Here is a 17,339-nt window from a genome sequence, read left to right on the forward strand (position 1 = left end):
AAAAAGAAAACTGGCCAAAAATGGGCGTTAGACGACCGTTTTCTGCACCCAAACCGCCGTCTAACGCCCTTTTGTGTCCACTTTTGCTGATAGAACCGCCGTCAACTCACTCTTTCTGACCACTTTGTTCACAAGGTGGTCAGAAACGGATACTTGGCAGCAAATACTTCACCAACAAGCATCCTGGAAACGCGACGAGGTATCCTTTCACGCAGTCCGCTCATCGACAACGGCAGTTAGCTAAAAGGCGTAGCAAACAGGATATCGAGATCCTATCTCAAACGAGTTCTCTATCCTCGACCCGTATCTAAGTATGTTGGAGTACTGTATCCAATGCACTGAGAACACAAGCGAGGCGCATCGCAAACTTAAGCGAGAAACCTCACACAACTACATAACGAGGGGTATAACATGGCCACTCTTCCGCAAGAAGTGAAGGAACTGTTTGAGAAAGTGCCGGCAGTGGTGTTTTCTACCGCAGACGTCAACGGACAACCTAACACCTCCATCGTGGGAATGAAATGGATCATTGACGACGAAACCATCTATCTGTCTGACCAGTTCTTCAAGAAGACGCTTGTCAACGTTAAAGCTAATGCGAAGGTGTCGGTGGCGTTCTGGGAAGGTCATGACGCTTATCAGATTCATGGCACAGCGCGCTACGTAAACGAAGGTGAAGCCTTCGAAGAGCAGCGAGCGAAAGCGAATGCGCGATTCGCTCAGATAGGTATGCCAATCAAGGCGAAGGGCGGCGTATTCGTGCACGTAGATGCTGTTTACACCTCCGCCGCCGGCGAATTCGCTGGAGATCGGATAGCGTAGGAACCCCTCTCCCCCTCGCGAGCTGGTCGAGGATTCCCTTGCAAAGGTTAGTGAGTTTCACGAAGTTACTTCATGACGCGGCTTGCGGTGTCCGGTGGAAAGGGGTCGTACCATAGTTCCGCAGCGACGGGAACAGTCCAGCGGACTGTTCCCCAAAGCGAGAACTACCGAGCATCAACCCCTTCCCACCGGACACCGCAAGCCAGGGAACGAACCCTCCCGTATCCAAGCGTTTCTACAGCCCGTCGCGCAGGGCTTTGAGCTTCTCGAGTGTAGCTGCATCGATGCGTCCGGCGATGGTGCGCTTTTCGGCGACCTTCGGAGTCTCATCGAGACGTGCGTCGGCGTAGTACATACTCACCTCGTGGCTGAAGCCGTTCGCACTCATGCGATCGACCCCGCCGCCGAACACGGTGTCTTGGATAGTGGCGTCGCTTGACACCACTAAGGTTTCCACACCCCGCTCACGCGCGTCGTGTGCAAGCTTCTCGATCACCTTGTCGGCCGTTTGCCCGGTGGGGCTAAACACAATGCGTACGCCACCAACCGTCTGCGACTTGCGATCAGAAAACTCATTGTCACCGCCGTCGAACACGATGATGGCGCTCGTGTCACGACCAGTGTAGTTCACTACATCGTTAATAAGCCGCTCTCGAGCAATATTGAATGCATCGTCGGTGTAATCGGGATGATCCCTGCTCACCGGCTTGTAGCGGCTACCGGAACGCAACACATTATACCCGTCGACAATAAGCAGCTTTTTGCGAGAACGGACCATAACGCAACCCTTACGAATTCTGGCGCAGCCACTCGTACATGCAGGCGGTTGCCGCCTGTGCCACATTCAATGAAGCCACCTGACCCTCCATAGGCAGCTTCGCCAAAAGATCACTGTGCTGCTGGACGAGTTTCGATACTCCTTCGGATTCGTTACCCATAACAAGCACGATCTTGCCCTTAAGGTTGGTTTTCCATACCGTGTCATGCGCGTACTCGGTGGCAGAACACACCCAAAAGCCCTCTTTTTTGAGACGCTCGAGTGTTTGCACCACGTTTGACACCTGCGCAACCAGCACGTGAGAGATAGCTCCCGCCGAGCTTTTGTATGTGGAAGCCTCAATGCGCGCGCTACGCTTATTGGGAATGACGACGCCACTTGCCCCCACCGCATTTGCGCTGCGTACGATCGCGCCAAGATTGCCCGCATCGGTAATGTGGTCGAGAACTACCAGGAGTGCCCGTCCGTCATGCGCCTCGGCATACTCACTCGCTGCCCGAATCAGGTCACCCACGCCAACGTACGCATAGGGACTCGCCACAGCGATAACTCCCTGATGACTCCCCCGCTTCGACTTCTCGTCAAGTTCGGCGCGTGACACCTTGATAACAGGCGTACCAGCGCGTTTCGCCTTGCGGACAATGTCATCGATCATCCCATCGCGTCGGACGTTGTCGGCCATGAGTACTTTTTCAATCGGCACGTCCGTACGCAGCGCTTCGATGATCGGCCGCTTTCCTTCTATGTAATCAGCCATGAAGTATCCCTATCGCATTCTTCGTGTTTTCCTGCTTGCTCGCCGCATATTATGTCATACTAGCCCGCGTGCCTACGGGCATGCGATGACTTACTTCCTCAAAAGCACGTCATCATCAACCTACTGACGTGCCTGCGAGCATGAGCCACACGAAACCTTAATGGCATTCGGCTCAACAGCACCCGAACAGAACGGAATACCATGACGGAATTCGCCGATCTCGGCCTGTCGAGCAATGCGCTCAAAGCGGTTAAGAAACTGAAATACACCGAGCCAACCCCTGTGCAGGAACGGGCGATACCACTCGTTTTGGAAGGCTACGACATCATCGCGGCAGCAAGCACCGGCACAGGAAAAACTGCAGCCTTCCTGCTTCCCATCTTAAGCACACTACCGAAAGGCAAGCGAGGAAAGCGCGCACCGCGCGTGCTGATCGTAAGCCCCACCCGCGAGCTCACTCAACAGATCTTCAAGACATGCCTTACCATCACAAAGATGACGGGGCATTTCTCCACCGTGGTGTACGGAGGAAGCGCCTATGGCCCACAGATCGATGAGCTACGCCGGGGCACCGACGTACTCATTGCTACCCCGGGCCGGTTGATGGATCTCATGAACAAGGGTCACGTTGACCTGTCCAAGATCGACGTGCTCGTGCTTGACGAAGCCGATCGCATGCTCGACATGGGCTTTTTACCCGATGTGACCACCATCGTAAACGCTACGCCAGAAGATCGGCAAACGCTGCTGTTTAGCGCAACCATCGACGAGTCGATCGAGCGCAACTTAGGGTCGCTTCTGCACAACCCTAAGATGATCGAAGTGTCTAAGCGCGGCGAAACGGCGAAGACGGTGGCGCAGTACGTGCTGCCCATCGAGCACCATCGTAAAGGTGAGCTTTTGCGCGCGCTGCTCACCGAGCGCGATGCAGAACGCGTGATCGTGTTCGCACGCACGAAAATGCGCGCCGAAGAATTCGCCACTATGCTCAACGAGCACGGTTTCAAAGCCGACTCCATTCACTCCGACAAGAGTCAGGGAGCCCGCCGCCGGGCACTCGGGAGTTTTCGCCGCGGAACGTGCAAAGTGCTCGTGGCCACCGACGTGCTGGCGCGCGGCATCGACGTTCCCCAGGTTGACTATGTGGTGAACCTCGATCTGCCCGACATTGTTGAAGATTACGTGCACCGCATCGGCCGCACCGGACGTGCAGGCGAAGACGGTGTGGCTATTTCGTTCTGCACTCGCCAGTCGCGCACCCTGCTTCGACAAATCGAGAAGCTTATCGGCAAAGACATTCCCATTATGCAGCTCGAATCGTTTCAGACCGACCCCACCCTACTCGAAGACGGCACCGGTACTGCAGGCGGCAAGCGCTCACGTAAGAAAGGCGAGCATAGCTGGCGAAAGAAAAAGGGAACAAGCTCGCAAAAGCGGCGCGAAGTACGCGGCGATTCGCGGATCGGCCGAAAGGAATCCGCAGATAAAAAGGGCACGAGGCGTCGTAAGAACACAGGTGTTACAACCGGCAAGCGCACGACCGACACGACGCACTCCTCTACCGCCCGGCGAGCAGTGCGTCGGTAAGCTCACCAAGCGAGGCACACATAATTGCGGGGTGTTCAGCTACCAGCTCATCTGCGCTAAACATACCCCACAGCGCCGCCACAGAAATGCAACCAGCAGCGTTTCCAGCCCGCAAGTCGTAAGGACTGTCACCCACGTACAGACATCGCGCGGGCGACACATCCAAAAGCTCACACCCGCGCAATACCGGACCCGGCGCGGGCTTGTGCTCGGGCCAGTCGTCCGGACCAATGAGCAGATCGAAGAAACGCAGCACGCCGCCGATGCGTGCTCCACGCTCGGCGGTTTCGTGGCGCTTCGACGTGACGATACCCAGTTTCAAGCCAGCGTCACGCATGCGAGCAAGCGCCTCAGCAGTACCAGGAAACGAACGCACCATGGCATCGTGCACGGCGGCGTTATGCACGCGATATGCGTCCATGAGTTCGCGACCGCGCTGCTCATCGCCATCTGCAAAATGGATCAACTGATCGAGCAACGGCGTGCCCACTAAGCGCATCAGCTCGGAGTCTGGTAAATCCTTACCCAGCACATCGTTGACAGCGTAGCGCATCGATACAAGAATAGTTTCGTACGTATCGATGAGTGTTCCATCTAAGTCAAACAGCACGCCTTCGACATCCCTCAGCGTGCGGCTGTACACGTTGACTGCCATCGTTTCCCCTTTTCGCACGCAAGCCCGCCTGCCACATATGACAAGCGGGCTTACATTCGCAACCGCCTCGCTCACTTCTCATCTTGGAAGAGAGCAATCTTGTCCCTCCTGCCTGGAACAGGCAGGAGGGACAAGGCATTTTTGATCAGCATTTTCTAAGCGAAAAGCTCCTTTACGCTCAGGACACTTCCGCGCGTTTTCGCAGCACGGCGCGCTGCAGCAAACACCTCGCCGAGCAAGTCAAGCGACACAGTACGGCGCTCGCCCGTACGGCGACGCTTCAGCTCGATGGTGCCATCTGCCAAGCCACGTTTACCCACCACAACCTGCAACGGCCAACCGATAAGGTCGGCGTCAGCGAACTTCACGCCCGCGCGCTCTTTGCGGTCATCAATGACCACCTCAAATCCCAGGTCGGCCAAGTCGGCAGTGATGCGCTCGGCGGCGGGCTGAACCTCATCGTCGCCCACCGTAAGCGGGATGACGCACACATGCGCCGGCGCCACGGAGAACGGCCACGAAATGCCAGCTTCATCGTTGTGCTGCTCTACGATGGCAGCCATGGTGCGCGATACGCCCACACCGTAGCATCCCATGATAAACGGCTGTTCAGAGCCGTCTTCAGCCATAAAGGTGGCACCCATTGTTTCGGAGTACTTCGTTCCCAGTTGGAACACCTGCGATACCTCGATACCGCGCGCCCCACCAAGCGGCTCACCGCACTGCGGGCAATCATCGCCCGGGGCGACAATGCAAATGTCAGCCCATTCGTCAACCTTAAAATGCACGCCCAACTGAGCACCGACGTAGTGATAGCCATCCTCGTTCGCGCCGACCACCCACTTCGCCACCTGATCCAAGCTAGCATCGGCAATCACGTAGGCAGAATCAGGTAAGCCAACCGGACCCATCGATCCTTTGTGTAAGCCAAACGACTCCATTTCGTCGTCGGTAAGCAGCTCAAATCCACCAGCCACACGTGCTGCCTTGAGCTCGTTGACCTCATGATCGCCTGGCACGAACAGCACGACAAGCTTGCCTTCAGCGTTCTTACCTGACAGGGCCTTTACCGTAGACGACTCGGGAATACCCAAGAATTCTGCAAGCTCTTCGATGGTGTGCACGCCAGGAGTTGCCACCTTCTCAAACGCCACGTCATGCAGCGTGGGATGAGCCGTACAAGCCCCAGCTTCAGTGTTGGCCGCATACCCACATGCGCAGTGCACGAGCTCGGCTTCACCCGCATCGGCAAGCGCCATAAACTCCGTGGTCACCTTGCCACCAATCTGGCCCGGATCAGCCTCAACAGGACGATAGTCCAAATCGCAGCGCTCACAGATACGCCCATAAGCCTCACTCATGGCATCGTAGGTTTCCTGCAGCGACTCCTGCGTGGCGTTGAAGCTGTAAGCGTCCTTCATCAGAAATTCGCGACCGCGCAACAAACCGAAGCGCGGGCGAATCTCATCGCGAAACTTGGTTTGGATCTGATACAACGTACAGGGAAGTTGTTTGTAGGAACGCAGCTCGTTGCGCACAAGCGCGGTAATAAGCTCTTCGTGAGTTGGCCCCAGGCACACCTCGTGGTCATGTCGGTCGCGCAAGCGCATGAGTTCCGGACCGTAGTCATCCCAGCGGCCCGACTCGTGCCACAGCTCAGCAGGCTGCAGTACCGGCATGGTGATCTCCTGCGAGCCAATGGCGTCCATTTCCTCGCGGACAATACTGCTCACCTTTGCGAGTACGCGCTGACCCAAGGGTAAAAAGGTGTACACACCCGACGCGCTTTTCCGGATCATACCCGCACGCAAAAGCAGTCGGTGACTGGCAATGTCAGCGTCGTTCGGATCTTCCTTCAGCGTGGGCGCGTACAGCGCGCTCATGCGCATCACGTTTTTGCTCATAGTTTCGCTACCTCCTCCATCAGCGCGTCAACAATGCCTGATTCTGGCACCTTGCGCACAACGTTTCCATGACTAAACAGCACGCCGCAGCCGTCGCCACATGCCACACCCAAATCGGCATCGGCAGCCTCGCCCGGCCCGTTCACCACGCAGCCCATAACGGCCACGCGCACCGGCTTCGCCACAGACGACAGCCGTTGTTCAACCTGCTTCGCCAAGCTGATAAGATCAACCTGGCAGCGACCACACGTGGGACAGCTGATAATCTCCGGCGTGCGATTTCGCAGCCCCAAGGAACCAAGCAGCGCCCAACAGGCACGAATTTCTTGCACGGGATCGTCGGTAAGCGATATACGCATAGTGTCGCCAATGCCCTGTTCAAGCAGGATACCTAACCCACATGCGCTCTTTATGACACCTTGGAACGCAGTTCCCGCTTCAGTGACGCCAATATGTAGTGGAACGTGAGGTATGGCCGTCGACAGCAATCGGTACGTGTCGACCGTGGCACGCACATCGTGGGCCTTAGCGCTAACCACCACATCATGAAAACCCTTCCGCTCGCAGTACTCCACGTATGCGCACGCCGAGCGTGCAAGCTTCTCGGGCAAAGATAGGTCATCGCGCGCGGCTAAAGACTTGTCAAGCGAGCCAGCGTTTACGCCAATACGAATAGGAATGCCCGCCTCACCTGCGGCGTCAAGCACCGCATCAGTTGCGGCTAAGCCCCCGATGTTTCCGGGATTGATGCGCAGCTTCGCCGCGCCGCGCCGCGCCGCCTCGCATGCGATGTGCGGATCAAAATGCACGTCAGCCACCACGGGAAGCGGCGACGCCTCACATACCGCTTGGAACGCATCGAGGTCGCGTCGGTGAGGCACAGCCATGCGAACCACCTCGCAGCCAGCGTCAGCAAGCGCTTTAATCTGTGCAAGGTTCGCTTGCACGTCAGAGGCTGGAGCATTCAACATGCTCTGCACGACGACGGGTGCGCCGCCACCAAGCGCAACGTTTCCCACCGCAAGTCGGCGTGTGCGCTTATTTGGTAAGACGTCTGCTCGTTCGCGCGCGGGGAAAGGCACGCTGTTTTGTTCGTTCTGTTCGTTTCGCATTCGGCTATTGTACACCCTGCACCTACCAGTTTCCGAACACGAACCGTTGGATATCCTGATTCAGCATAACCACAAACAACAGCAGAAACAGCCCCATGCCAACAAGCGTCATGCAGTTCATCGCTTTCGCAGACACTGCCTTGCCGGTGATCTTCTGATACACCTCAATGACGAAGCGGCCGCCATCGAGCGGAGGAATGGGCAGCAGGTTCATGATGCCAAGCGATACCGAGATCATAGCCATGAACTGCAAAGCGTACACCGCACCAGCTTCAAAATAATTACGCGACAGCACAGCTATACCCACAATGGAGGTGGAATCTGACACAGTTTGAGCAACAGTGGACGGATTGAACAAGCCAATGACCGCCTGTATCACCGCACCAATATACATACAGCCAGCATAGAGTGCTTGCAGCGGACCAACGGTTACGTGCACGATCTCGCCCGTGGCGGTATTCTGCACATCGTAGCCGATCACCGAGAAGATGATCACAAATGCGAGCATAGCGAATAGCAGATTCACCGCGACGCCAGCAAGCAGTATTACCGAGCGCTTCCAAAACGGACAAGCACGGTACTGCTGTGTGTATTCCGACAGGTACAACTCGTGTTCATCGGGCACATCGCGCGGCTCACCCTGCGCCCACGCGCGAACACCCGCGCCGAGCTGCTTTTTGCTGGGATAGGTTTGCGGTGCGCGGTAGGTGTTGTACTCGTCGGTTTTAAGCGGCCCGACAACGCTTCCCCACTCCACCAGTTCCTCGAGTGCTTCATACGCCTCGTCGTCGGTAATACCGCAATCGCGGGCGACGTCTTCCATATTGGCCGTGCCTCGACGGTACAGCGACGCGAGCACCGGCTGTAAGTGCGGACTCATCTCGCCAGGTTCCATGCCACATACACGCGCGTAGCCACCCAGCAGAATGGGCGTGACGCCAAACTTAGTGCCTCCCACCACACGCCCCACATTGGGGCCGGGAAGACCCAACATGAACTCGGTAACCCGCACACCAAACGCGCGCGAGGCAAGATAGTGACCGCCTTCGTGAATAAAAACGAGCAACCCGAGCACAAAAACAGCGCACAGTACGGTAATCAGAACATCCATGGAATTCGCTCTCTCGCAACGGCAGCGTGCGCCCAAACGCGGCACCTACGCCAGCCTATTGGACGAACGCGCACACAATGGGCACGCTTCAACTGTTTTCAGCCGCATTATAGGCGCAGCTGCGCCCCGTTTCCCAAGCAACGGAAAAAGCCCACGGACGTCGCGCAAGTGCACAGACTACACATGCACCTGCAGCACGATCGACACAGAAAAGCAAAACGAGGCCTGCAGCTCATACCAACCGCAGGCCTCGTTTTAAAAGCTATGGCTTTACCTCGCTACTTTTCGGCATCCTCGGTCTTGGATGCCAGAAATGGCATACTTATCGCCTGTGCAGGACACGCATCCACACAAGCACGACACTTGGTACATTCGCTCCAAGCGGCCGCAGAAAGCTCGGGGTGGCGAGGATCAATACTCTCGGGGCACGCTGCACCGCAGAGTCCACACGATACACCTTTGGATGCCTCAAGACATTTGCTGTCATCGATAACGGGTTGAAACGTTTTGTTCCCCTTGCCAACAAGCGACATGAGCGCCCCTAAGGGGCACAAGCTTGTGCACCATTTGCGAAACAAAACCACCTCGGCGATAAGAAGCGCCGGGGCGGCAACAACCATCCATGTCACGTCTCCCGCAGAAAACAGGTTAATGACAAGGAAGATCGTCGCAAACGTGAGACCAATAGGACACACAAGACAAAACACCGGAAACCCGAACAGGAACGTCGAAAGAAGCGCGCTTGCAAGTACCATGTGCCTCGCGTCAGCTTTCGCTCCACGCTTCGCGCCGCACGTTTTCGAGGTACATCCCGCACAGCTGGATACTGGAGTTTCCTTCGGTTCTTCCCCAGTCTCCTCTTTCGCTTTCCCCTTGAAGAAGTCGCGAAGCTTCGAAACCACCGGCACCGGACACACCCAACCACAAAAGGCGCGACCAAACAGCAAGATAAGCACCACCGCAATAGCAAGTGCAATAACTGCGCGAGGAATGAGCGTCTTGGTGGCGAGCATCGTTGCCAAAGCGCCTAGCGGACACAGCATAACCACGTCTTTCCATCCGAATGCGGAAAGAGTGCCCACCGCAAGCGAACTCACCCATGCCACCACAGCGAGAACCACGACACACAGGGGGATGATCACCCGAAGATTCTTCGATTTCACAGCACTTCCCCCGTTCCCTCCGCAGCCTCTACGATGATGGCGCGATGCGTGGCCCCCGCAGAAATGGAGCCCTGCTGAAGCGAGATACACACGCTCTCACATGCACCGCAACCGTTGCACTTGTCTGCGATGACATAGGGGCGATTCGTTTCGTCAAGACCCATTGCCTCGTACGGACAGGCGTCGTAGCAGAAACGGCAACCCGCCATACGATACGCAAGACACTGGTCGGTATACAGGACCGCCTTTCCGATGACGATCTTTCTCGCATCGATACCCTCCAGCATGCCTATGGCACTTGTCGGGCATACCTCAGCGCACAGAGGAATCCCTTTGTTCTCGTCGTAGCACGCCGTACAATAGTTCTCGTCGAAGTTCATGACAGGCGTACGTACGCCCACGATCCCGTCCTCTACATGCTGAGCCTTCACTACCCCACGCGGGCAAACCTCTATACACCGTTCGCATCGTATACACCCGCCCAGCAAGGTGTCCTCATCTTGAGCCCCCGGAGGCCTGACCACAGCCTCGGCGGGCACGAGCTTCAAGACACCCAGGCCAAGCATCGCAATCGCAGCGCCAGTTCCCAAACACAAAGCGCGACGCGACAAACCTAACGTACCCGCTGCAGACGAAGCTTCGGCTTCGGTGCTGCACGACGGCTCGGTTCGAACGCCGTCCACACCGTCGTTATTCATTGGCACCGCTCCTCTCTCTTCGAAGATACTCTTTCTCGTCAAAAACGGTTGCCGCCACTCCTTGCAGCTTTCAAGCGACGGCAACCTCCTTTTAGGGGCCTTCTCCCCCCAACGCCTGGAGGGTACGCTGATCCGCAAACAAACCTGTAGGCAACGCAGCGTTAGGGAAATATTGCCGGTTTGACACGGTCTGCTTCGTAAAACCAGCAGTAATCCTTTGCCCTAGTAGAATATGTAGACCGAAGCGCCCAGCTCGAAGAACAGCACACGGAGACAGATAACGCCCACTACCGCAGCCACAAGGCCAATCAGCGCCCAGATGGTCCAGCTAGCGGCGGTATTCTTCTTCTTACCAAGATACGCGGCAACTACGGGTACCACAGCACCCACGAGCACAATGCCACCCCACACCAGCAATGCGTACTCAGGAGAGAACACGTTCGCAACCGTAGCTGGATCGACCATCTCTCGCATGGGCTCCACGGGGTTGTAGTAGTAGCCCACCGTATCGAACTTCCCGCCGATAGTTGACAAGAAGAACACGTAGGCAAGTGAAGCAACAGCATTCACAACAGAGCCGACCAGCGCAGCCAAACCAAACAGCGCAGGCTTTACACCTTCACCCTTGTCGATCAGGCAGTCAATGGCGATAAAGGTCAGCGGACCGAGAACACAGGCGTTTCCTACCAGACACACCATCCACAGGATGGTATCCCAGGCGGGACGCGATGCCATCATGTAGCTATGAGCCGTGATGGCAGCAGTAGCAAGCGCAACGACAATAGCAGCCACCGCAACCCACGCAGGAACGGCGGCGGCATCCTTACGGACATACGCAAACAGTAACACTATAACGACCACCATCAGGACCACGCAGATGAGCTCCTGAGTGATACCCGATGTCGGGTTGCCAAAGCCGTTGAAGATGCGCTCCCAATGATGCAGGTGGGTAAACACGGCTAGACCACCCACCGCCAACAGAACGACAGACGCCACAAGCGTGGGTATCTGGGCCCTGGGCGCCTCCTTCTTGAGGGCGAACACACCCTGCGTAGCGAGCAGGCCGGCAGACCATGCAATGAACGCCGTGAACAGGATCAAAGGCCAATGCAGTTCCATTACTTACCTCCCTGCCATTTCTTGTTGCGAAGGATATAGGCGATGGAAGGACCATTGCCCACGTCCTTCAGATAGTGGATATCAGACTCGGCGAACTCGCGACAGCTATCGGCCACCGTGGTGTTGTAGCCGCCCCTAAAGCTCATAAACGTAGGATCCGCTTCAGCGTCGCCGAAGAACTTGGCGATACCCACGCACTGACTTACGCACTGAGGCAGGACGCCCTGGGCCACCTGCTGCTCGCACATCGTACACTTCTCCACGACCCCCTCGTCTTCGTTGAGGTAGCGTACGCCGTACGGACAAGCCATGATGCAGAACTGGCAGCCGATGCACTTGGACTTGTCCACCTGCACGGTACCATCCTCAAGCACATGGCTCGCACCCGTAGGACATACCTTCACGCACTCAGGGTTTTCGCAATGCTGGCACTGTAAGGGCAGGTAGTACCATTCCACATCTGGAAACTTGGCACCTTCATACATGGGTGTGGGCCCCACACGTAAAACCTTGTTCCAGAAGCTGCCAATAGGCACATTGTTCACGGTTTTGCAAGCGGCGTTGCAACTCATGCAACCCACGCAGCGGTTCAGATCGATAACGAGCGTGTTGTGGGCCATGATTAGTCCCTCCCTTCATAGGTTCGCTCCCAAGCCTTCAGGCGCGGATCGGTTGCGCTGGTAATAATCGGCGTGCCATCGTTGCCGCAGGGAACGGGGTTGCCAAACGGACTGTTCTCGGGCGTGGCTTTATAGATGTTCACCAAATAGCCGCGCAGCTGCGTAGAGCCGTAGCCGTCGCACTGGGCCCAGGCGTCGACGAGACAGTTGCAACCACAGAGGTCGAAACCGTGGCCAGGCTGATCAAGCTCGGGGAACCACCAGGAGTGTTCAAGGTTCACGCGACCTTCGCCAACATTCGGAGAGACGTCAACGCATTGGCGAATCTTGCCGAAGGGGGTTTCGATCCAGGCCCAGTCACCCTGTTCGAGACCGAGCTTTTCGGCATCGGAGGGGCAGACTTCCATACGCGGCACGGGCCACACTTCACGACACCAAGGCAGCTGCCTGTGCTCGGAGTGGAAGTACACCGGAATACGCCGACCGGTAGAGGCGATAAAGGGATACTTGTCGAACGTGTAACCCTTAATCTTCTCAGCGTTGGGGTTCTCGGGATTATTGCCCTGAACCTCAACGTAGCCGCCGCCGCCATTGGGCGAGGACTTTGGCTCGGCATAGTAGGGCAGTGCGTACTTTATGCCGAATTCCTTGCCGGTACACCGTTCGACATTATGGCGCATCTTTGACTCGAAATTCGTCACCCACACCTCATGGCGAGTGGAGACGGTGTCATAGCCAGGCTTTCCCAGACGCATCCAACCAGTCATGTAACGGCGGTAGCAGCCCCAACCGTTCGGATTCTCCTTACGGGCGTCGAACCAACCATCTTCCAGGAACTTCTTCACGTACTCCTGCCAGGTCATACCCGTAGACTGCACGGCACGGTTCATCAGATACTCTTCCCACTCCCACGGGTCGCCACCATCGTCACGGTTCCAGAACGGAGTGCCGTGAATCTTGTAGAGTTCACAGATCCAATCGTTACCGAAGCGGCACTCACCCAAAGGCTTGATGCAGTTGACATGCGCACCATAGAAACCGTTGGAGCCCTGGGTGCAGCGAGTGGCGAAGGGAATCTCCATCCAGTGCTGTTCGGGCAACAAGATGTCAGCTAATGAAGATATTGGATCCTCCCACAGGTTGGAGTCGACGAAGAAGTCGAGATTCTTCATAGCCTCGAAGTATTCGGAAATATTAGCCTGGTTGAGCACCTGACCGGCTTCAGCCATGGCACCATGGATCTGGAACGGGATTCCATCTTTGATAGCCATACAGACACGGGTCGCATCGGTGTCAAGGCTAGGCCTGTCCTTCAAGCCAAACACTAACTTGATATCGTAGAGAGGCTGCTGACGGGAGGTATCCTTCTTGTACTCACTGTTACGGAGATACTGTCCGACAATGTTTGTGGACTGATCGACATTGATTGAGGGGGCCTTGGTATCAGCACGGTGTCCACCCGGGGTGTCCATAACGCCACGAAGGGTATCGAACGCCTCGATGGGATGCAGCGTCTTTATGGCGTTGCCGGTATGTTCGTGCGTTACAGCGTAGTTGATTGCACCTTGGTACACGCCGGACAGCGGATCATAGCGCTTGGCGAAAGCTGCGTCGAATACTTCAGTGAACTTCTCGGCCGGAATGCCAGTGATCTCGGAAGCGTGCTCGGGGGTAAACTCCTCAGCGTTTTGATAGAGACGCTCGAATACCGTTTCCACCTTCACGGTCCGACCGTCCTTCAGTAATATCTCGGGAATGTCAGCAGAATAGAGGGACGGGTCGGTGGCGTATTCGTTACCCTCAACCGTGGGCATGGCATCCTGATCGGGCAGGAAGGCGGTCAACCCATCACGAGCGCTCACCACGTAGTTACCCGGAACCTCTTCCCATTCGTACTTTTCCCACAGAGACTTCGGCTGCTCGACGTTGTACTTGTCATACTTTGCCTTCTGCATGTACCACTCTGAGCCGGGCACGTACTTCATCTTAAAGGGTGCCTCGCCCTCCCAGAGTCCCGTTTTGGCATCGAGGTAGGTAAAGCGGTCGTTGGCAGCATCCCATACGATGAAGCGCTTTTCACTGCCCTCGCCTTCGACTTTCCAGGGAAGCATGGATGGATCGCAGTCAGATTCCTTTAAGAGCACTGTGGTTTGGCCTTTGGTGTAAGGCGTGGGACCCATATCCTCGGCTACAAGGAATGAACTGTTCGTCCAACGCTTCACGTACCATGAGTCGTAGAGATCGCGGTCAATGATCATCTTGATCCACGCGAGCGCGATAGCTCCATCGGTTCCGGGACGAGGAGCCAAATAGAAGCTACCCGGACGGCTGGCCGCCTCCTTGGCGAGATTGGACATGCGGGCATCGATGTTGATATAACAATCGGCATGGGATGCGTTATCCACAGCTACACGACCGGCGTCGTCATAGTTGGACACCTCAATACCGCTACCCCACTGGATCCACAAGTTCGGGCGCCAGGAGTTCTCAACAAAGTTCATCTGAGTTTTACAGGTATTACGGGTCAGTTCGCTGCGGGGGGCCTTACAGACCTGACCGGGAGTAACCGTTATCTGGGAGTTGTAGAGCGTAGAGAGCGCCGAAAAACCCATGGCGTAAATGCGAGACGTGCCACCGAAGAAGATGTTGGATGAGGGACCGTACTTATCCTCAATCTCAGACATCTTCTCGTCAATGGTCTTCAGGGCCTCATCCCAGGAAATGCGCTTCCAGCCAGGGTTTTCACCCTTGGGGTTGGTACGCATCATGGGGTACTTCAGGCGCGCTGGATGGTATGCAGCCTGCAGCGACGCCTGGCTCTTCGCGCAGCAGTTGCCCATGGAGCCCGAATAGCTGTCATCGCCCTCCACCTTGACAGCTCGCCCGTTTACCACGGTTACGAACACACCACATTCGAACTTGCCGCAACCACGGCACGCAGTTCGAATGACTTTGGTGTCTCCGTTTGCGGCCACCAAATCATTGGAATTGACGTCTGCAAACGCATCGGTTACTTGCGCACCCGTGACAGCAACTGCAGCGGCGGTAATAGCCGTTGCCTTCAGGAAGCTCCTGCGCGACATGCTCAAAGTCTGCGTTTTTGTCATAAACCCTCCTTCTTCTCGTCTCGGTTTTTCTGAAGCTCCTGCATCGTAGAAAAACGAAGAAGAGCACCCAACCCACCGCAAGGATGAAGATTTGCCGAGGACAGAGAAAACTTCACACCGCCCGTGTGAGACCCTCTTCACACGGATTGGTGTGACAGATGGTAGAATCTGATTCCGAAATCAGCGAAAGAAGAGGCCCGGAGGGGGTGCGGGAATGATTGCTCGCATTTCTAACACGCTCGAAGAGTCCTTTTCGGGACTCTTCTCCCACCCAAAAGAACTCGGTAGCTGTTTCTTGCTCGCCATCCTCGGGCTCGGTCTCGAGAGCTGTGCTGGACAGTTCAGACAGCTGGTTACTTTCTCCTATGCTCAAGCTCCCTCGTCCGCAGTGGTTCTCTTGGGCCATGGGCTATGCTTAGCAATCGCTGTTTCCGTTTTAATGCTCATGCACAAACGGCGCGCAACCTTCCTTTTCAACAGCAGGCTTTGGCCCGTATTAATCTGCATGGGCTTCTCCTTTGGGCTTTTCTGCTATTTCTCCAACTACCTTCTCACGATATCCATAGAGTGGCTCCCTACTGCTGGATACCTTGTCGCCACCTGTGTGGGATCCTTTTACCTTTTCGTCTGGTATGAACGAATGTTTTCCTTCGGATTGAAAAACACGCTCGTTATTGTGGGTATGAGTCTTGTTGTTCGCGCCGGGCTCCAGCTTCTGCTCCTACTTTTGCAAAACGTCCCAAGCATATTTCTCGTATCGACCATGCCATTGTTGAGTCTTCCCTGTTTTTTGGCGGTCTTTAGTAAGACTCGGGGGGCAACTCCTGGCTACCCCCTTTACTCCGACCAAGATAGCAGCATCCACTCGTCTCAACGCATCGAACACAGCAGCGCAGCTATCGTATCGCTCTTCACCGTCATGGCGCTCCTTCTTTTGCTCAGATTCATTGTCAATGGACAGGTCAACTGGGCAGAAACGACGCCGGAATCCCCCTCCCACAACCATCTACTAATCGCCGCTGTCAACGTTATTGCCGGCGGTACCGCGATCTTTTTCTCCAGGCAACAGATCGGAAAGTCCCTTTTGTTCACGTTCGTGCTGACAACCGTGGCGTTGTCGTGCTTTTCAACCTTTGTCTCCTCCATCGCCACAGAAGGAATCCACCCCATCTACATCCTCGCATCCCAGCTCTCTGTTCGCCTGCAGGATTTCACCATAATCTTCATGGTGTTTGCTTTCTCTAAGAACGGAGAGGCGCGCTACGGCCTCTACGTAGCTTCGAAGATTATCCGTGGAGTCGTCCCCTTCCTCGTACCACTCCTTATGACACTCGCCCAGAACGAGTTTTCCGATTTGAACGCCATCGCAAGCAGCGTCGTGCTCGCAAGCTTGTTTATCGCACTCGGTGTCTTCTTCGCTTGCCTGACAACACCTCCTCCTGTCTCGAAGACAGACGTAAACGAACCTGACCCACCCATCCGCAAACCCTTCAAGGACGCCATCTATACGCTGGCTTTGCGAGGCCATCTCACACCCACCGAGCAAACCGTGCTGGAGTTTATTGCTCGCGGCCAGAACGCCGACAGCGTACGACAGGAGTTGCAGGTTTCGATAAACACCACCAAAACTCATTTCCGTAACATCTACGCCAAGCTAGGAGTCCACTCACAACAAGAGATCATCGCCATGGTGGACGATACTATCGCGAAGAATAAGAGGCCCTTCGCGGTTTTTAGTGGGTAGCACAGGGTGCCAGCTGTGGGAAGTGTAGTTTTCCCAGGTTCAGGTAGATGATGGTCTTGAAGTACTCCAGGTTGCTGAACCCGCGGGCCTGTCTTTTGGCCGATTGGATGATTGAGTTCATACCCTCTAACACGGCATTGGTTAGCCTGTGGTCGAAGTAGT

15 protein-coding genes are annotated in these 17,339 nt (G+C 55.8%); 3 read left to right on the top strand and 12 right to left on the bottom strand.

The features are described 5' to 3' along the window. The first annotated feature begins 411 nt into the window (after nt 1-411). The gene (locus G7Y43_RS10060) at nt 412-822 is read left to right on the top strand and encodes a pyridoxamine 5'-phosphate oxidase family protein (RefSeq protein ID WP_165046279.1); all 411 of its coding nucleotides are present in this window, start codon (nt 412-414) and stop codon (nt 820-822) included. A gap of 235 nt (nt 823-1,057) precedes the next feature. Here the strand turns inward: G7Y43_RS10060 and G7Y43_RS10065 are convergent, their stop codons facing one another. Continuing rightward, nucleotides 1,058-1,600 carry an NYN domain-containing protein gene (locus tag G7Y43_RS10065; protein WP_165046280.1) on the bottom strand — a complete coding sequence of 181 codons (543 nt, stop codon included), beginning with the start codon at nt 1,598-1,600 and terminating at the stop codon, nt 1,058-1,060. A gap of 10 nt (nt 1,601-1,610) precedes the next feature. Then, nucleotides 1,611-2,357, bottom strand: coding sequence for a 23S rRNA (guanosine(2251)-2'-O)-methyltransferase RlmB (gene rlmB, locus G7Y43_RS10070; RefSeq protein ID WP_165046281.1), 747 nt, complete (start codon nt 2,355-2,357; stop codon nt 1,611-1,613). A 201-nt stretch (nt 2,358-2,558) separates the two neighbouring features. Between rlmB and G7Y43_RS10075 the strand changes: the two genes are divergently transcribed. After that, complete coding sequence (locus tag G7Y43_RS10075) at nt 2,559-3,944, top strand: DEAD/DEAH box helicase (protein WP_165046282.1); 1,386 nt, start codon at nt 2,559-2,561, stop codon at nt 3,942-3,944. Here the strand turns inward: G7Y43_RS10075 and G7Y43_RS10080 are convergent. The 9 genes from G7Y43_RS10080 to G7Y43_RS10120 all read right to left on the bottom strand — a co-directional run bounded on the left by G7Y43_RS10080 (nt 3,916) and on the right by G7Y43_RS10120 (nt 15,433). Beyond that, a complete protein-coding gene (locus G7Y43_RS10080; RefSeq protein ID WP_241158249.1) occupies nt 3,916-4,599 on the bottom strand; it encodes an HAD family hydrolase in 684 nt (227 codons plus the stop codon). The genes G7Y43_RS10075 and G7Y43_RS10080 overlap by 29 nt on opposite strands. A gap of 155 nt (nt 4,600-4,754) precedes the next feature. Continuing rightward, the gene (locus tag G7Y43_RS10085) at nt 4,755-6,503 is read right to left on the bottom strand and encodes a proline--tRNA ligase (RefSeq protein WP_304518544.1); all 1,749 of its coding nucleotides are present in this window, start codon (nt 6,501-6,503) and stop codon (nt 4,755-4,757) included. Continuing rightward, the gene (ispG, locus tag G7Y43_RS10090; RefSeq protein WP_241158250.1) at nt 6,500-7,630 is read right to left on the bottom strand and encodes a flavodoxin-dependent (E)-4-hydroxy-3-methylbut-2-enyl-diphosphate synthase; all 1,131 of its coding nucleotides are present in this window, start codon (nt 7,628-7,630) and stop codon (nt 6,500-6,502) included. The genes G7Y43_RS10085 and ispG overlap by 4 nt, the downstream gene beginning before the upstream one ends. Nucleotides 7,631-7,637: 7 nt before the next feature. Beyond that, nucleotides 7,638-8,726, bottom strand: a complete 1,089-nt coding sequence (locus G7Y43_RS10095; protein WP_165046283.1) for a site-2 protease family protein — start codon at nt 8,724-8,726, stop codon at nt 7,638-7,640. A gap of 278 nt (nt 8,727-9,004) precedes the next feature. Then, nucleotides 9,005-9,889 (bottom strand): 4Fe-4S binding protein, encoded by an 885-nt coding sequence (locus G7Y43_RS10100; RefSeq protein ID WP_165046284.1) that lies wholly within the window; start codon nt 9,887-9,889, stop codon nt 9,005-9,007. Further along, nucleotides 9,886-10,587: a 4Fe-4S dicluster domain-containing protein gene (locus G7Y43_RS10105; RefSeq protein ID WP_165046285.1), complete on the bottom strand. Its 702-nt coding sequence runs from the start codon at nt 10,585-10,587 to the stop codon at nt 9,886-9,888. The genes G7Y43_RS10100 and G7Y43_RS10105 overlap by 4 nt, the downstream gene beginning before the upstream one ends. Before the next feature lie 222 nt (nt 10,588-10,809). Further along, a complete protein-coding gene (locus tag G7Y43_RS10110; RefSeq protein WP_165046286.1) occupies nt 10,810-11,706 on the bottom strand; it encodes a hypothetical protein in 897 nt (298 codons plus the stop codon). Continuing rightward, nucleotides 11,706-12,326 carry a 4Fe-4S dicluster domain-containing protein gene (locus G7Y43_RS10115; RefSeq protein WP_165046287.1) on the bottom strand — a complete coding sequence of 207 codons (621 nt, stop codon included), beginning with the start codon at nt 12,324-12,326 and terminating at the stop codon, nt 11,706-11,708. Before G7Y43_RS10115 ends, G7Y43_RS10110 begins: the two co-directional genes overlap by 1 nt. 2 nt (nt 12,327-12,328) lie before the next feature. Next, nucleotides 12,329-15,433, bottom strand: a complete 3,105-nt coding sequence (locus G7Y43_RS10120; RefSeq protein ID WP_165046288.1) for a molybdopterin-dependent oxidoreductase — start codon at nt 15,431-15,433, stop codon at nt 12,329-12,331. A 214-nt stretch (nt 15,434-15,647) separates the two neighbouring features. Between G7Y43_RS10120 and G7Y43_RS10125 the strand changes: the two genes are divergently transcribed. Continuing rightward, nucleotides 15,648-17,177, top strand: a complete 1,530-nt coding sequence (locus G7Y43_RS10125; RefSeq protein ID WP_165046289.1) for a helix-turn-helix transcriptional regulator — start codon at nt 15,648-15,650, stop codon at nt 17,175-17,177. Here G7Y43_RS10125 and G7Y43_RS10130 read toward each other — a convergent pair. After that, the coding region (locus tag G7Y43_RS10130) for a transposase (protein ID WP_165043106.1) at nt 17,167-17,339 on the bottom strand (173 nt) is incomplete at its 5' end. The genes G7Y43_RS10125 and G7Y43_RS10130 overlap by 11 nt on opposite strands.

Origin of the sequence: Adlercreutzia sp. ZJ138, from assembly GCF_011038935.1 — a bacterium.
GTDB lineage: Bacteria > Actinomycetota > Coriobacteriia > Coriobacteriales > Eggerthellaceae > ZJ141.

Bases quoted from the DNA above. Each gene is read 5' to 3' on its own strand.
- G7Y43_RS10060 (WP_165046279.1), top strand. From the start codon at position 412: ATGGCCACTCTTCCGCAAGAAGTGAAGGAACTGTTTGAGAAAGTGCCG.
- G7Y43_RS10065 (WP_165046280.1), bottom strand. From the start codon at position 1,600: ATGGTCCGTTCTCGCAAAAAGCTGCTTATTGTCGACGGGTATAATGTG.
- rlmB (WP_165046281.1), bottom strand. From the start codon at position 2,357: ATGGCTGATTACATAGAAGGAAAGCGGCCGATCATCGAAGCGCTGCGT.
- G7Y43_RS10075 (WP_165046282.1), top strand. From the start codon at position 2,559: ATGACGGAATTCGCCGATCTCGGCCTGTCGAGCAATGCGCTCAAAGCG.
- G7Y43_RS10080 (WP_241158249.1), bottom strand. From the start codon at position 4,599: ATGGCAGTCAACGTGTACAGCCGCACGCTGAGGGATGTCGAAGGCGTG.
- G7Y43_RS10085 (WP_304518544.1), bottom strand. From the start codon at position 6,503: ATGAGCAAAAACGTGATGCGCATGAGCGCGCTGTACGCGCCCACGCTG.
- G7Y43_RS10095 (WP_165046283.1), bottom strand. From the start codon at position 8,726: ATGGATGTTCTGATTACCGTACTGTGCGCTGTTTTTGTGCTCGGGTTG.
- G7Y43_RS10105 (WP_165046285.1), bottom strand. From the start codon at position 10,587: ATGAATAACGACGGTGTGGACGGCGTTCGAACCGAGCCGTCGTGCAGC.
- G7Y43_RS10110 (WP_165046286.1), bottom strand. From the start codon at position 11,706: ATGGAACTGCATTGGCCTTTGATCCTGTTCACGGCGTTCATTGCATGG.
- G7Y43_RS10115 (WP_165046287.1), bottom strand. From the start codon at position 12,326: ATGGCCCACAACACGCTCGTTATCGATCTGAACCGCTGCGTGGGTTGC.
- G7Y43_RS10120 (WP_165046288.1), bottom strand. From the start codon at position 15,433: ATGACAAAAACGCAGACTTTGAGCATGTCGCGCAGGAGCTTCCTGAAG.
- G7Y43_RS10125 (WP_165046289.1), top strand. From the start codon at position 15,648: ATGATTGCTCGCATTTCTAACACGCTCGAAGAGTCCTTTTCGGGACTC.